Genomic DNA, 15707 nt, shown 5'->3' with positions numbered 1-15707 from the left:
GGGGGGGGGAAGGGGGAGGGGGGGGGGACAATTTTTTCCCTACCCCCTCCCCCCTTCGTGTTTGGATTTGGGATTTCCCTTGTTTCCCCCTGCGGGGAGCCCCCCCCGGGGCAGTGCCCGCTCACACCGGGGGCAGTGCCCACTCACCCGTGCCAGGACCGCCACAGCGCCGCGTACGCGCCGTCCGCGGCGACCAGTTGATCATGGCTGCCCAGCTCGCTGATGCGGCCGTTCTCGACGACCGCGATGACGTCCGCGTCGTGGGCGGTGTGCAGCCGGTGGGCGATGGCGACCACGGTGCGGCCGTCCAGGACACGGGCCAGGGAGCGCTCCAGATGCCGGGCCGCGCGCGGGTCGAGGAGCGAGGTGGCTTCGTCCAGCACCAGCGTGTGCGGATCGGCGAGGACCAGCCGGGCGAGCGCGATCTGCTGCGCCTGGGCCGGGGTGAGGGCAAGCCCGCCCGAGCCGACCTCGGTGTCCAGACCGTCGTCCAGCGCCCGCGCCCAGCCGTCGGCGTCGACCGCGCCGAGGGCGGCCCACAGCTCGGCGTCGTCGGCTTCAGCGCGGGCGAGGAGCAGGTTGTCGCGCAGGGCGCCCACGAACACGTGGTGTTCCTGGTTGACCAGCGCCACATGGGAGCGGACCCGTTCGGCGGACATCCGGGACAGTTCGGCGCCGCCCAGCGTGATCCGGCCGACCCGGGGTGCGTAGATCCCGGCGAGCAGCCTGCCCAGCGTGGACTTGCCCGCGCCGGACGGACCGACCAGGGCCAGCCGGGTGCCCGGCGCGACCTCCAGAGTGACCTTGCGCAGCACGTCGACGCCCTCGCGGTAGCCGAAGTGCACCTGGTCGGCGTGCACGTCCCGTCCGTCGGGGGCCAGCGAAGCGTCACCGGCGTCCGGCTCGATGTCGCGGACGCCGACCAGCCGGGCCAGCGACACCTGGGCCACCTGAAGCTCGTCGTACCAGCGCAGGATCAGGCCCACCGGGTCGACGAGCATCTGCGCGATCAGGGCGCCCGTCGTCAGCTGCCCCACCCCGATCCAGCCCTGGAGGACGAAGTACCCGCCGATCATCAGGACCGAGCCGAGAACCGTGACGTGGGTGAGGTTGATGACCGGGAAGAGCACCGAGCGCAGCCACAGGGTGTACCGCTCCCAGGCGGTCCACTCCTGGACCCGCCGGTCCGACAGCGCGATGCGGCGCTCGCTCAGACGGTGCGCCTCGATGGTGCGGCCCGCGTCCACGGTCTCCGAGAGCACGGCGGCCACGGCGGCGTAACCGGCGGCCTCGGAGCGGTAGCCGGACGGCGCGCGCTTGAAGTACCAGCGGCAGCCGACCACCAGGATCGGGACGGCGACCAGCACGGCGGGCGCGAGCGGCGGCGCGGTCACGGCGAGCCCGCCGAGCAGCAGCGCCACCCACACCACACCGATGGCCAGCTGCGGCACGGCCTCGCGCATGGCGTTGGCCAGCCGGTCGATGTCCGTGGTGATCCGGGACAGCAGATCGCCCGTCCCGGCCCGCTCCAGGACGCCTGGCGGCAGCCCCACCGACCGTACGAGGAAGTCCTCGCGCAGGTCGGCCAGCATCCGCTCGCCGAGCATCGCGCCCCGCAGCCGCACCTGGCGTACGAACACGGCCTGGACGAAGAGGGCGAGGACGAACAGCGCGGCGGTGCGCTCCATATGCAGTTCGCGTGCCGCCGCCGTGCCGTCGGAGACGCGCTGGACGAGCGAGCCCAGCAGATAGGGGCCCACCATCGAGGCGATGACGGCGACCGTGTTGACGGTGATGAGCAGCAGGAAGGCCCGGCGGTGCCGTTGGAACAGTTCGGCCACGTAGGCGCGTACGGTCGCGGGGGCGCCGACGGGCAGGGTCTCTGCGGTCGTCGGGGCCGCCGGGTCGTAGGCCGGTGGCGCCACGCCGATCATGCGGTCTCCTCGATTTCTTCCAGTTCCGGCAGGTGGCCCAGTTCGTGGGCGGCGGCCTCGTCGTCGGTCTCACGAGTCACCACGGCCCGGTACCGGGGCTCGCTGTGCAGCAGCTCGCGGTGCACGCCGACCGCCGCGACCTCGCCCTCGTGGACGAGTACGACCCGGTCCGCGTGGTCCAGGAGCAGCGGCGACGAGGTGAACACCACCGTCGTACGGCCCTGGCGCAGGGACCGGACACCGTCGGCGATGCGTGCCTCGGTGTGCGAGTCGACCGCGGACGTCGGTTCGTCCAGGACGAGCACCTCAGGGTCCGTGATCAGCGACCGGGCCAGCGCGAGACGCTGGCGCTGGCCGCCCGACAAGGAGCGGCCGCGTTCGGTGATCCGGGCGTCCATCGGATCGGCGGCGTCCAGCGACCCCTGGGCGAGCGCGTCCAGGACGTCGCCGCACTGCGCGGCGGTCAGTGCCTCCTCGGGACTGACGTCCCCGGAGGCGGGCACGTCGAGCAGTTCGCGCAGGGTGCCGGAGAGCAGCACCGGGTCCTTGTCCTGCACGAGCACGGCGCTGCGGGCGGAGTCGAGCGGCAGTTCGTCCAGCGGCACGCCGCCGACCAGCGCCGACGGCAGCTCCGAGGAGTCCGCCGCATGACCGCCGAGCCGCTCGGCGAGCACGCCCGCCGTGTCCGGGTCACCGCACACCACCGCGGTGAGCCGTCCGGCGGGCGCGAGCAGCCCGGTCGCGGGGTCGTACAGATCGCCGGCCGGTACGACGGCCTCGCGCGAGCCCTCGCCGTCCGTCGCCCGCTCCAGCGACAGCACCCGGGCGGCGCGTTTCGCGGACGGCCGGGAGAAGGAGTAGGCCATCGCGATCTCCTCGAAGTGACGGAGCGGATAGGTGAGGAGCATGGCGGCGCTGTACACGGTGACCAGTTCGCCGACGGTGATCCGGCCCTCGCGGGCCAGGTTCACGCCGTGCCAGACGACGACGATCAGCAGCAGCCCGGGCAGCAGGACCTGGATCGCGGAGATCAGCGCCCACATACGGGCGCTGCGCACGGCCGCGTGCCGGACCTCCTGCGAGGCGCGCCGGTAGCGGTCGAGGAACAGCTCCTCGCCGCCGATGCCGCGCAGCACGCGCAGACCCGCGACGGTGTCCGAGGCGAGCTCGGTGGCGTGTCCGGCCTTCTCGCGCTGGAAGTCGGCGCGCCGGGTCGCCCGGGGCAGCAGCGGCAGCACCGCGAGCGCCAGGACGGGCACACCCACGGCGACGACGACGCCGAGCGCCGGCTGGTAGACCACCAGGGCGACACAGACGAACACGATGGTGACCGCGGCTGCGGTGAACCGCGACACGGCCTCCACGAACCAGCCGATCTTCTCCACGTCACCGGTCGAGACCGCGACGATCTCACCGGCCGCCACGCGCCGCGTCAGCGCGGAGCCCAGCAGGGCGGTCCTGCGCGCCAGGAGCTGCTGGACGCGTGCGGCCGCGGTGATCCAGTTGGTGACCGCGGCCCGGTGGAGCATGGAGTCGCCCAGCGCGATACCGACCCCGCACAGCGCGATCAGCCCGCCCGCCATGCCGAGTCGCGCACCGGAGCGGTCCACGACGGCCTGGACGGCGAAGCCCACACAGAAGGGCAGTCCGGACACGGACATGAAGTGCAGCAGACCCCAGGCCAGGGCCTTCGCCTGTCCGCCGAGCTGGTTCCGGCCGAGCCACACCAGGAACCGGGGCCCCGAGCGTGCGTCCGGCACACCCGGGTCGGGATACGGAAGGTCTTGAATCTGCATGACGTCCCAGGGAGCTCGTTGAAGGGAGTGGGGGAGGCAACAAACTGTGAAAGGTTCGCGTCACAGCGTGTCCGCAGGCAAACGGTTTTCCGCCGCGAGGCAAAGATTCGGCCCGGACCGCCCGCATATCGCCCGGAAGCCGAGGGGCCGGACGCAATCGTCCGGATCGTGATGCGACGATGGACCGATGCGAATAGGCGGTGCGATGCGCACGACGGCCGCGGCCGCGGTGTCCGGTGCCCTTCTGATGTCCCTGGCGGCGTGCGGCGGTTCGGACGGCGGCAGCGGAAAGAAGGGCGACGCGCAGGCGGACGGCCGGCCCGAGCAGGCGCGCACCGTCGACCTCAAGAGCATCCCGGACGTCGGGGACAAGCTGCGGAAGCAGATCCCCGAGGGTTCCCGCCAGGTCGTGGCCGTCTACGGAGAGGGCGAGGACTCGGCGGACTCCACGATCGTCCTCTACACCAAGTCCGGCTCCACCTGGGACAAGACCCGCAGCTGGAAGGGACACAACGGCAAGAAGGGCTGGACGACCAACCACCGGGAGAACGACAAGCGCAGCCCCGTCGGGGTCTTCACGCTCAGCGACGCGGGCGGAGTGCTCGCCGACCCTGGTGCCAAGCTTCCGTACACCGAGTCGGCGGGCTTCCAGGCCCCGCACTACTGGGCCAAGTCGCACTGGAACGACTTCGACTACGTCATCGCCATCGACTACAACCGCGTCAAGGGCACCTCACCGAACGACCCGACCCGCCCCCAGGGCCAGTCCAAGGGCGGCAGCATCTGGCTGCACATGGACCACGGCAGCGGTACGTCGGCCTGCGTGAGTCTGCCCAAGTCCGGCATGGAGTACCTGTTGCGCACCCTCGACCCGGACCAGAAACCGGTCGTGGTGATGGGTGACAAGGCCAACCTGAAGGCCGCCTGACCGCCCGTCACCGGCCACTGCGCGCCCCCTCAGTAATAGTGGCGAAGGGACGGCCACAGACGCGACCACGGCTGCGTCGTCCCCGAGCACAACACCACGGCCGCGCCCTGCTCCTCGTTCTCCACCCCGTGCCCGTTGTCCACGCGCGCGACCCGTCGGCAGTCGGTGAAGTACCGCTCGATGCCGTCCGCGTCCTCCTGCCGGACGACGAGCACCGGTCCGTCGGCCGAGTCCGGCGGAGGGCCCCAGTCGGCGTAGCTCATATGGCTGGAGTAGGGCCGAGGCAGCCCGCGCGCGGGGCCGTAGCGGTCCAGGGCGCCCGCCTCGCCGTAGTTCTGCGTGAAGACCACGGCGCGCGCCCGCTCACCCGCGGGAATCGTGGACCACCCCTTCGCGGCCGCGTCGGCCAGCCCGGGCCAACCCACCTGCTCGCCCTGCTCCTTGTTGAGGGCCATCGGTACGGCGAGCGAACTCGGCGGCAGCACGGGCAGGGTGACCATCGCGTTGACCGCGACGGTCACGAGAACGGCCGCCACGGGCCACGTACGGCCGTGCCGCCGCGTCCAGGCGAGAGCCGGCTCGCAGCCCGCCCCGAGCAGCACGATCAGCAGCGGAACGACGTAGTACCCCTTGCCTCCCAGCGCCACGACCAGCACGCACAACGGGGGGTACGCGACCGCCGCAGGACGAGCCCACCGCAGGGCCGGATCGCGCCAGAACCGCAGCCAGCCGGCGACCCACACCGGCACGAAGAGGGGGACAGATAGATGAGTTGCTCGGGCACGAACAGGATCCGGTTCTCGGTCCCGTCGTCCGTGCCGATGCCCTCCGCGACCGTCAGCTGAGGCCAGTCGTGATCCGCCTGCCACCACAGATTGGGCGCCGCCACCGCGAGAGCCAAGACAGCGCCGGCGAGCAGCCACGGGCTGCGCAGCACCCTCCGCGGACCCACGGCGAGCACGCCCGCGAGCAGCGCGACGACCAGGAGCGCCACGAGGTACTTGTTCAGCAGACCGACCCCGGCGCACAGGCCGATCGCAAGCCACCACCGCCCGTCGCCGGTACGCAGCAGGCGCAGTACCAGCCAGCAGATCAGCAGCCAGGCCAGCAGGTCGAAGGTCGCGGTCGACATCATGTGCCCGACCCCCAACGGCTGTGCGGACACGCCCGCGAGCCCCGCCGCGACCACCTGTGTCCCGCGGTCGCCGCCCAACTCCCTTGCGACGAGGGCGACCACGAAGACGGCGGCCACGAGCGCGAGTGTCGCCGGGACCCGCAACGCGACGGTGGAGTCCCCGAACAGCGCCGTGGCCGCCCGCGCGAGGAACGGCGTCAGCGGCGGCTGGTCGACGTACCCCCAGGCCGGATGATCGCCCGCCGCGAGGAAGTACAACTCGTCGCGGTGGTACCCGTATCGGCCCGACAGCGCGGTCAGTACGGCGGCGAGAACGGCCGTCAGACCCGTCACGGGGCCGAGGGCGAAACGAGGTAACTCGCGCGGCGCGTCGTCCCGTTCCCGATCCATAGCGTCCCCCCGCCAACCGGTCGCAACACCGTACTGAGGGGGACCGATCCGGTCGAGGGGCCCGTCATGACCCGAGGACGCATTGCGGACCGGGCCAACTCCCCGTAGAACACCGCCCATGAGAAGACGGATCATCATGTCCATGCTCGCCGGAGCGACCCTCGTGGCGAGCACCCTCCTCGGGGCGGCCCCCGCTCAATCGGCCGACGCGCCTGCCGAGTTCGGCGCCGACTGGCACGACCCGGTCACCGCCGCCCCGCCCGTCACCCGACCGGACGCCAAGTCATGCGACGTCACCGTCGCCGAGGCCCAGTTCAAGGACTTCACGCCCTACAAGGGCACGTACTCGCCCCCGCGAGGCTGCGGCGACCGCTGGAGCAAGGTCGTCCTGCGCCTCGACGGCAAGGTCAAGGGGCGGCAGTTCGACCGGCTCGGCCATCTGCACATCGGCGGAGTCGAGGTCTTCCGTACGTCCACACCGCAGCCCTCGCCCGACGGCATCGAGTGGTCGGTGGAGAAGGACGTCACGCGCTACAGCGACACGTTCCGGGAGGGCCAGGACGTCGAGATGCTCATCGGGAACGTCGTCGACGACACCTACACGGGCATCATCGACGTCAAGGTCACGCTCACCTTCTACGCGGGCGAGCCCGCCGCCACTCGCTACGAGGGTGAGCCCGCCGCGAAGAAGACCCCCGACCGCGTCCTCACCCTCCAGGACGGCACCCTCACCACGCCCCGCAACAGTGAACGCATCGTCGCCGAGGTATACGCCACAGGGTCGGGCGGCGGCTGCGAGGAGTACTGGTATCTGACGGTGCCCGACGCCGCGCCGTACTCCTGCAAGGCCGGCGACGGCGCCTACCGCGAGGTGCAGATCAAGGTCGACGGCCGGCTCGCGGGCATCGCGTCGCCCTTCCCGACCGTCTGGACCGGAGGCTGGTCCAACCCCTTCCTCTGGTACGTGATTCCGGGCCCACGCGCCTTCGACATCAAGCCCGTCGAGTACGACCTGACACCGTTCGCCGGGCTCCTCAACGACGGCCGTCCGCACCGGATCGACGTCTCCGTAGTGGGCGTTCCCGAGGGGCAGAGCGGCTGGAGCACCCCGGTGAACGTCCTCGTCTGGCAGGACGCGAAGAGCAGGCACGTCACCGGGAAGCTCACCGCGCACAGGGCGGGAGACCTCGACAACTCCTCGACGTACACGCCGGGTTCGGAGCATCGTCTCGACACCGAGGCCGGGCACCGGCTGACCGTGGCCGGGTACGTCGACACCTCGTACGGCCGCGTGAAGACCACCGTCGACCGCAGGCTGGCCAACACCTCCGTGCACCGCTGGACCGACGGCGAGAACACCGATGCCCTGAAGGGGACCTGGACCGACGACGAGACCGTCACCGTGGACGGGCGCGGGCCCGCCAAGTCGACCCGGACGCACCGGATCTACACCATGGACGGCACCACGACACTCGGCGCGGGCGACCGGCTGCGGACCGTGCTGTCGCTGGGGGACCGGGCCGCGGTCGAGGACACACGAGGCGGTCGGCGCACGGCGTGGTCCCGGCTCGACGACAGCTACGCGGGCGACGCCACGTATACGGCGAACGTGCCACGGGACCAGCGGCACGCGGTCGGCACGACCAGCGAGCGTTACCGGCTCTACGGATCCGGCGGTTGCCACGACCGGACGCTCGTGACCGTACAGGGGACGCTCACCCAGGACCGCACGGACTGCTGAACGGTCCGGTGTGGGACGTGCCACATCCTCGATGATTTACACGCATGTCACATCGAGGTTCCCGGCGGTAGCAAACTCCCCCGATAGTGATCACCGCGGAATCCGCTTTCCGCATCCCAGAAGTCCCCCTGGAGGAGTGCCCGTGCCGCCGTCTGTACCGTCCCCGCGACGCGTCGCACGCATACTGCGTACCTCACTGTTCGCGCAGGTCGCCTGCGCGCTCGTACTCGGAATCGTCGTCGGAAGGTTGTGGCCGGACACGGCCACGACCTTCCAGCCGCTCGGCGACGGTTTCGTGCGTCTCATCAAGACGGTGATCTCACCGCTCGTGTTCTGTGTGGTCGTCGTCGGCATCGCCAAGGCCGGCAATCTGAAGGCCTTCGGTCGGATCGGGCTCAAGGCCCTGATCTGGTTCGAGATCGCCTCCACGGCCGCGCTGCTCATCGGCCTGATCGCCGCCAACGTCTTCGCCCCCGGGGCGGGCATGAACGTCGATCCGTCGAAGCTCGACGCCTCGGCGGTCGACGACAAGACCGCAGGCGGCGCGTTGCCGTCGACCACCGAGTTCGTCCTCAACGCACTGCCGCAGAGCGCGGTCGGTGCCTTCGCCGAGAACTCGCTGCTGCAGGTCCTGGTGCTGGCCTGCCTCACGGGCGCGGCGCTGCTCCACCTCGGCCACACCAAGGTTCCCGCGATCCTGCCCGCCATCGAGCAGGCCCAGGAGATCATCTTCGCGATCGTCGGCTTCGTCATGAAGCTCGCCCCGCTCGCCGTCTTCGGCGCGATGGTCCACCTGGTGGGAGAGTACGGCCTCGGGGTCATGAAGACGTACGGCAAGCTGATTGTTCTCTGCTACGCCGTGGCGGTGCTCTTCCTCGTGCTGCTCGCGGTCGCGTTGAAGCTGGTCACCGGGCTGAGCCTGTGGAAGTTCGTCCGCTACACGCGTGCGGAGTTGCTGCTCGCGCTCGGCACCGCGTCCAGCGAGACGGTCATGCCCCGCATGATGCAGAAGCTGCGCCAGGCGGGTGCCCGTGACGACGCGGTGGGTCTGGTCCTGCCGACGGGGTACTCCTTCAACCTCGACGGCGCCTCGATCTACCTCTCCATCGGCACCTTGTTCATCGCGCAGGCCGTGGGCGTCGACCTCAGCCTGAGCCAGCAGGTCACCGTGATCCTGGTGCTCATGCTGACCAGCAAGGGCATGGCCGGCATCCCGGGTTCGGCCTTCCTCGCCCTGTCGGCGACCGCCTCCTCACTCGGCGCCATCCCCGCAGGGGCCGTCGCCCTGCTGCTCGGCGTCGACCGCATCATGGATTCGATGCGCGTCGTCACCAACCTGCTCGGCAACTGCGTCGCCGTCTTCGCGGTCTCCCGCTGGGAGGGCGCACTGGACACGGACCGGGCGAAGAAGATGCTCGACGGCGAGATCGCGTTCGTGGAGGAGGACGTGACGCCCTCCGGCAGCGACCCGAAGGCGGAAGTGCCCTCGCAGACCGCCAAGACTGCCTCGTTGGCCAAGGAGCCTGCGGGCGAGGTGAGTTGAGCGCCGGGGCCCGGCGCATCCGCTCGACGCCGGGCCCCACCCACGCTTCCCATCCCCGAAGGACTCCCGAAGGACTTCAGGAGGACCCGCACCGGGGGTCACTCCCGCCCGGTCACCCCTCCGGCTTCTCCGAGTCCACCCCCGATCGCTCCTTCTTCCACAGCCCGCGCGTGAAGTCCGGGATCGCCTGCGGTGCCCCGTGCGCCTTGATCGAGGCATGGCTCAGCGGCACCGGCGCGGTCCAGGTGGCGGCGTCGTACACGTCGAAGTCCGGGACGAGCCCGAGCCGCATGCACTGCATCAGCCGGAACAGCATGATGTAGTCCATCCCGCCGTGTCCGCCGGGCGGGTTGGAGTGTTCCTTCCACAGCCAGTGATCCCAGTCCGCGTACGCCCCGAAGTCGCCCCAGGCGTCATCTGTGTGGTCCGGCTCTATGTAAATCCGCTCCGGGTAGTCCTCGAAGACACCCTTCGTGCCGCCGAGACTGTTGATCCGTGAGTAGGGGTGTGGCGTCGACACATCGTGTTCGAGCCGGATCACCCGTCCCTTCGCGGTCTGTACGAGGCTGATGGTCCGGTCGCTCTCGATGTACGTCTCCTTCCAGCTCGGGTCGCCCGGCGGCATGTTCGCCGCGCGGTACTCGGCCAGTCCGAGCGAGGGCGTGCCGAAGCTGGAGACGTGGGTGACGCGGTCACCGCGGTTGACGTCCATGTAGTTGGCGACGGGCCCGAAGCCGTGGTTCGGGTAGAGGTCGCCGCGCAGCCGGGTGTGCCAGAGTCGCCGCCAGGGGCCCTCGTAGTAGTCCGGGTCGAACATCAGTCCGCGCAGGTCGTGGTTGTAGGCGCCCGCGCCGTGCAGCAGTCGGCCGAACTTCCCGGCGTGCGCCATGCGCAGGACCCGCATCTCGTTCCTGCCGTAGCAGCAGTTCTCCAGCTGCATGCAGTGTCTGCGGGTGCGCTCGGAGAGGTCGACCAGTTCCCAGAGCTGGTCGAGCCGCATCGCGATCGGACACTCCACGCCGACGTGCTTGCCGCTGAGCATCGCCGTCTTCGCCATCTCGAAGTGCCAGTCCCAGGGCGTCGCCACGTACACGAAGTCGAGATCGCCGCGCTCGCACAGACCGACGAAGTCGTGATCACCCTTCGTGTACGTCGCAGGGGCGGGCTGTCCCGCAGCCACCACCTTGGCCGCGGCGCTCGCGATCTTGTCCTTGACCGGGTCGCACAGCGCGACGACGCGGACTCCGTCGAGGGCGAGGAACAGGTCGATCATGCCGTTGCCACGGTTGCCGAGCCCGATGATCCCCACCCGTACCGTGCCGCGCCCCTCGAAGGGCACGCCGATCATGGTTCTGCCCTTCGCGGCGGGTACGGCGGCCTCGGCTTCCGCCGCTGCCCCGGGCGCTGCCTCCGTCGCCGTGCCGGGCTCGGCCGCGTGAGCCGTGCCCCCACTCGCGAGCGCGCCGATCCCCAGACCCGCTCCGGCGGCTCCGGCCGTGCGCAGGACCGAGCGTCGGGAGTAGCCCTCGGGGTTCTCGTCAGGTTCCGGTGTCGCGTGCTCGTCGTGCATCGGACCTCCTCGGTGGGTGAGCGCGGGTTCGGCGCGCTGTCACCCTCCTAGGGGGCGGACCGGGTCGCAAGGGGCCGAAGTGGCCAGGGAGTTGGACTTCCGGGGCTCGGTCTTTGGACTTCCGTGCGCGGGTGCGAGCGGGCGGCGCGGAGCCATCGTCGGCCCGGCCCGGTGGTGGAGCGGGGCATGCGTCGGCCCGTGGTCCGCAGTGGGCCCCTCACCCCTGTCGGCGCGTCTTCGGCTCCCGTCGGCACCGCCCGTTCAGCAGTCGCGCTTGGGCGCCTCCACCGCGCCCATTCCGTCCACCAGCGTGTTCAGCAGCCCTCCGAGCACTTTGCGCTGATCGTCCGACAGCGGCGCCAGGATGTCCTCCGCCGCGGTCCGCCGCGCGGCGCGCAGCTCGCGCAGAGCCCCGCGGCCGTCGTCCGTCAGCTCGATGCGGATCACCCGGCGGTTGGTGGGGTCCGGTACGCGCCGCACCTTGCCGCTCGCCTCCAGGCCGTCGACCAGTGTCGTCACGGCTCGGGGCACCACCTCCAGACGCTCGGCCAGGTCGGCCATGCGCGGCGGCGAGCCGTAGTGCGCGAGGGTGCGCAGGAGCCGGGACTGGGCCGGAGTGATACCGAGTCCGCGCTTCTCCAGCTGACGCTTCTGGATGCGGTGCACACGGCGGGTCAACCGCAGCAGCTGCTCGGCGAGCAGACCGTCGGCGTCGGGGGTGTCCATGACGGGAACAATATCAGGACTTCGTTCATTGTGAGTATAGGTAACAATGAGCTATGATCCGTCAGTCATCGTTCTCTCACCCTCCGTAGGAGCCCATGCCCCGCGACGACATCAAATGGACACCGCCACCTGTCGAGGACGGACAGCCCCGGCAGGTGCGCCGCATTCTCAAGCTCTTCCGCCCCTATCGCGGCCGGCTGGCCGTCGTAGGCCTCCTCGTGGGCGCCGCGTCCCTGGTCTCGGTCGCCACACCCTTCCTCCTCAAGGAGATCCTCGACACCGCGATCCCGCAGGGGCGCACAGGCCTGCTGAGCCTGCTCGCGCTCGGCATGATCCTCAGCGCCGTCCTCGGCGGTGTCTTCGGAGTCCTGCAGACCCTCATCTCCACGACGGTCGGCCAGCGCGTCATGCACGACCTGCGCACCGCCGTCTACGGTCGGCTGCAGCGTATGTCGCTCGCCTTCTTCACCAGGACCCGTACGGGCGAGGTCCAGTCGCGCATCGCGAACGACATCGGCGGTATGCAGGCGACGGTCACCTCGACGGCCACCTCGCTCGTCTCGAACCTCACCAGCGTCATCGCCACGATCGTCGCCATGGTCGCCCTGGACTGGCGGCTGACCGTCGTCTCGCTGCTCCTGCTGCCGGTGTTCGTGTGGATCAGCCGCCGTGTCGGCAACGAACGCAAGAAGATCACCACCGAGCGTCAGAAGCAGATGGCCGCCATGGCCGCCACCGTCACCGAGTCGCTCTCCGTCAGCGGCATCCTGCTCGGCCGCACCATGGGCCGCTCCGACTCGCTCACCCGCTCCTTCGCCGACGAGTCCGAGGGCCTCGTCGACCTGGAGGTCCGGTCGAACATGGCGGGCCGCTGGCGGATGGCCGTCATCGGGATCGTCATGGCCGCCATGCCGGCCGTCATCTACTGGACCGCGGGCATAGCCCTCCAGTTCGGCGGACCCGCCATCTCCATCGGCACGCTCGTCGCCTTCGTCTCGCTCCAGCAGGGCCTCTTCCGGCCGACCGTGAGCCTGCTCTCCACCGGCGTCCAGATCCAGACCTCGCTCGCCCTGTTCCAGCGCATCTTCGAATACCTCGACCTGCCCATCGACATCACGGAGCCCGAGGATCCGATCCACCTCGACCAGGTCAAGGGAGAGGTGCGCTTCGAGGACGTGGAGTTCCGCTACGACGACAAGAGCGGCCCCATCCTCGACGGCATCGACATCACCGTGCCCGCCGGCGGCAGCCTCGCAGTCGTCGGCGCCACCGGTGCGGGCAAGTCCACGCTCAGCTATCTGGTGCCGCGTCTGTACGACGTCACGGGCGGCCGCGTCACACTCGACGGGGTGGACGTGCGCGACCTGGACTTCGACACCCTCGCCCGCGGGATCGGCGTCGTCTCCCAGGAGACGTACCTCTTCCACGCCACGGTCGCCGAGAACCTGCGGTTCGCCAAGCCGGACGCCACCGACGAGGAGCTGTACGCGGCCGCGAAGGCCGCGCAGATCCACGACCACATCGCGTCGCTGCCCGACGGGTACGACACGGTGGTGGGGGAGCGCGGACACCGGTTCTCCGGCGGTGAGAAGCAGCGCCTGGCCATCGCCCGCACCATCCTGAGGGACCCGCCGGTCCTGATCCTCGACGAGGCGACCAGCGCCCTGGACACCCGCACCGAGCTCGCCGTTCAGGAGGCCATCGACGCCCTGTCGGCCAACCGGACCACCCTCACCATCGCGCACCGGCTGTCCACCATTCGGGGCGCCGACCAGATCGTGGTCCTCGACGGCGGGCGCCCGGCCGAACGGGGCACGCACGAGGAGCTGTTGGAGCGCGAGGGCCGCTACGCCGCACTGGTCCGCAGAGACGCCCAACTGGAGCCAACAAGATGAAGATATGTCGAGATTATGGCGGTATGCGGGTTACCGTGCCCGCATGCAGATCTACACGCCGCCCAGTCGGCCACGGAGAACGATTCGACTGACGAGCCGGGGCCGGACCGCCCTCATCGTGACCGGCGCCGTCGTGGCGGCCACCGCCGTGGCGGTGCCGCTGCTGAGCACGGACGAGAAGAAGGAGCCCCTCGCCCTGGTGATCCCGGAGGGTTGGCGCTCAGGCCAGGTCTACGAGGCCGTCGACAAGGTCCTCGCCCTGCCCGGGGGCACCACGAAGAAGTCCTTGGAGAAGGCGAACCTCAAGCTTCCGAACGACGCGAGCGGCAACCCCGAGGGGTATCTGTTCCCGGCCACGTATCCCATCGACAAGAAGTCGACCCCGGTGTCCCTGCTGACGTACATGGTCGACACGGCGAACAAGAGGTTCGGCGGCGGGACGGTCACGGCCGGGGCCGAGCGGAACGCGATGAACGTCTATCAGACCGTCACCGTGGCAAGCATGGTCCAGGCCGAGGCGGCCACCAAGAAGGACATGGGCAAGGTGGCCCGCGTGATCTACAACCGGCTCGACAAAGGCATGCCCCTGCAGCTGGACTCCACCATCAACTACGCGCTGAACCGCAGCACCCTGCGCACCAGCGAGAACGACACGCGGCTCAACAGCCCGTACAACACGTACGTGCGGATGGGGCTGCCGCCCTCGCCCATCGCCAACCCCGGCGAGGAGGCGATGCGTGCCGCGGTCGCTCCGCCGCAGGGCGACTGGCTCTACTTCGTCACCGTCAAGCCAGGCGACACACGTTTCACCGCCGACTACGAGGAGCACCGGAGGAACGTCGCGGAGTTCAACCGCACCAACAAGAGCGCGTCGCCGAAGTCCGGCTGACCTCACCCCACCGGCGCAACGTTCGGCGCACCCACCGGCACAGCCTTCGGTCCACCCGTCGGCCCACCCGTCGGGGCGGCGCTCGGGTCGACCGCCAGCAGCCGTCCGATGTCACGCACCGCCGCGCGCCCGGCGCGATTGGCTCCGATCGTGCTGGCCGACGGCCCGTACCCGACCAGATGGATCCGCGGATCGGCGACCGCGCGGGTCCCCTCGACACGGATGCCGCCCCCGGGCTCGCGCAGCCGCAGCGGCGCCAGATGGTCGATCGCGGCGCGGAAACCGGTCGCCCACAGAATGACGTCGGCGGCCACGCGACGCCCGTCGTCCCACTCCACGCCGTCCGGAGTGATCCGGTCGAACATCGGCAGCCGGTCCAGGACGCCGTCCTCGATGCCCTGCCGGATCGCGTCGTTGAGCGGCAGCCCGGTCACCGACACGACACTCTTCGGCGGCAGCCCCTGACGGACCCGCTCCTCCACCAGCGCGACCGCTTCCCGGCCCACGTCCTCGGTGAACGGACCCTCGCGGAACACCGGCGGTCGCCGCGTCACCCAGGTGGTTCCGGCCGCGTACGGCGCGATCTCCAGCAGATGCTGCGTACCGGACGCGCCCCCGCCGACCACCACGACCCGCTGCCCGGCGAACTCCTCGGGACCCGGGTACTGGGCAGTGTGCAACTGCCGCCCCCGGAAGGTCTCCTGCCCCGGGTAGCGAGGCCAGAACGGCCGGTCCCAGGTGCCCGTCGCGTTGATCAGCGCCCGCGTCGACCACGTACCGTCGGAGGTCTCGACGAGCAGCCGGCCTCCCTGGCCCTCGCGCACGGCCTTCACGTCGACCGGCCGCCGCACCCGCAGATCGAAGGTGCGCTCGTAGGTGTCGAAGTACTCCGCGATGACCTCGGAGGACGGGCGTGCGGGATCCGCGTCCGTCAGCTCCATCGCTGGCAGCGCGTGCATCCCGTGCACCTTGCCGTACGTGAGGGACGGCCACCGGAACTGCCATGCCCCGCCCGCCCGCGGCGCGTGGTCCAGGACCACGAAGTCCCGCTCCGGCTCGAAGCCGCTGCGCCGCAGGTGATAGGCGCTGGACAGGCCGGCCTGCCCGGCGCCGATCACCACGACATCGACTTCCCGCACTGCCCCCGCCTGCGCTCCGGT

General features: G+C 70.3%; 12 protein-coding genes. 5 read left to right on the top strand and 7 right to left on the bottom strand.

The features are described 5' to 3' along the window. Nucleotides 1-143: 143 nt before the first annotated feature. Nucleotides 144-1934: an ABC transporter ATP-binding protein gene (locus ACZ5VQ_RS27720; RefSeq protein WP_469107247.1), complete on the bottom strand. Its 1791-nt coding sequence runs from the start codon at nucleotides 1932-1934 to the stop codon at nucleotides 144-146. Beyond that, on the bottom strand, nucleotides 1931-3730 hold the full coding sequence (locus ACZ5VQ_RS27715; protein ID WP_469107246.1) for an ABC transporter transmembrane domain-containing protein: 1800 nt from the start codon (nucleotides 3728-3730) through the stop codon (nucleotides 1931-1933). The genes ACZ5VQ_RS27720 and ACZ5VQ_RS27715 overlap by 4 nt, the downstream gene beginning before the upstream one ends. Nucleotides 3731-3917: 187 nt before the next feature. Here ACZ5VQ_RS27715 and ACZ5VQ_RS27710 point away from each other — a divergent pair, with 187 nt between their 5' ends. Further along, a complete protein-coding gene (locus tag ACZ5VQ_RS27710) occupies nucleotides 3918-4658 on the top strand; it encodes a hypothetical protein (protein WP_469107245.1) in 741 nt (246 codons plus the stop codon). A gap of 29 nt (nucleotides 4659-4687) precedes the next feature. Here ACZ5VQ_RS27710 and ACZ5VQ_RS27705 read toward each other — a convergent pair whose 3' ends face one another. Both ACZ5VQ_RS27705 and ACZ5VQ_RS27700 read right to left on the bottom strand, forming a co-directional pair. Continuing rightward, nucleotides 4688-5305 carry a hypothetical protein gene (locus tag ACZ5VQ_RS27705; RefSeq protein WP_469107244.1) on the bottom strand — a complete coding sequence of 206 codons (618 nt, stop codon included), beginning with the start codon at nucleotides 5303-5305 and terminating at the stop codon, nucleotides 4688-4690. Then, the gene (locus ACZ5VQ_RS27700; RefSeq protein ID WP_469107243.1) at nucleotides 5263-6183 is read right to left on the bottom strand and encodes a glycosyltransferase family 39 protein; all 921 of its coding nucleotides are present in this window, start codon (nucleotides 6181-6183) and stop codon (nucleotides 5263-5265) included. Before ACZ5VQ_RS27700 ends, ACZ5VQ_RS27705 begins: the two co-directional genes overlap by 43 nt. Nucleotides 6184-6301: 118 nt before the next feature. Between ACZ5VQ_RS27700 and ACZ5VQ_RS27695 the strand changes: the two genes are divergently transcribed. Continuing rightward, complete coding sequence (locus ACZ5VQ_RS27695; RefSeq protein WP_469107242.1) at nucleotides 6302-7924, top strand: peptide-N4-asparagine amidase; 1623 nt, start codon at nucleotides 6302-6304, stop codon at nucleotides 7922-7924. A gap of 142 nt (nucleotides 7925-8066) precedes the next feature. Next, nucleotides 8067-9467 carry a cation:dicarboxylate symporter family transporter gene (locus ACZ5VQ_RS27690; protein ID WP_469107241.1) on the top strand — a complete coding sequence of 467 codons (1401 nt, stop codon included), beginning with the start codon at nucleotides 8067-8069 and terminating at the stop codon, nucleotides 9465-9467. Between the two features lie 112 nt (nucleotides 9468-9579). On the opposite strand, the gene ACZ5VQ_RS27685 is transcribed toward ACZ5VQ_RS27690, so the two are convergent. Then, nucleotides 9580-11037 (bottom strand): Gfo/Idh/MocA family protein, encoded by a 1458-nt coding sequence (locus ACZ5VQ_RS27685; protein WP_469107240.1) that lies wholly within the window; start codon nucleotides 11035-11037, stop codon nucleotides 9580-9582. A gap of 261 nt (nucleotides 11038-11298) precedes the next feature. Then, a complete protein-coding gene (locus ACZ5VQ_RS27680; RefSeq protein WP_469107239.1) occupies nucleotides 11299-11763 on the bottom strand; it encodes a MarR family winged helix-turn-helix transcriptional regulator in 465 nt (154 codons plus the stop codon). 95 nt (nucleotides 11764-11858) lie between these two features. On the opposite strand from ACZ5VQ_RS27680, the gene ACZ5VQ_RS27675 reads away from it, so the two are divergent. Beyond that, complete coding sequence (locus ACZ5VQ_RS27675; protein ID WP_469107238.1) at nucleotides 11859-13658, top strand: ABC transporter ATP-binding protein; 1800 nt, start codon at nucleotides 11859-11861, stop codon at nucleotides 13656-13658. 43 nt (nucleotides 13659-13701) lie between these two features. Next, a complete protein-coding gene (mltG, locus tag ACZ5VQ_RS27670; RefSeq protein ID WP_469107237.1) occupies nucleotides 13702-14547 on the top strand; it encodes an endolytic transglycosylase MltG in 846 nt (281 codons plus the stop codon). A gap of 2 nt (nucleotides 14548-14549) precedes the next feature. Here the strand turns inward: mltG and ACZ5VQ_RS27665 are convergent, their stop codons facing one another. Continuing rightward, the gene (locus ACZ5VQ_RS27665; protein WP_469107260.1) at nucleotides 14550-15686 is read right to left on the bottom strand and encodes an NAD(P)-binding domain-containing protein; all 1137 of its coding nucleotides are present in this window, start codon (nucleotides 15684-15686) and stop codon (nucleotides 14550-14552) included. Nucleotides 15687-15707 lie beyond the last annotated feature (21 nt).

It is taken from the genome of Streptomyces sp. NPDC033178 (assembly GCF_055577685.1).
The sequence above is the reverse complement of the archived record's forward strand: the minus strand, read 5'-3'. Positions and strand labels throughout refer to the sequence as shown.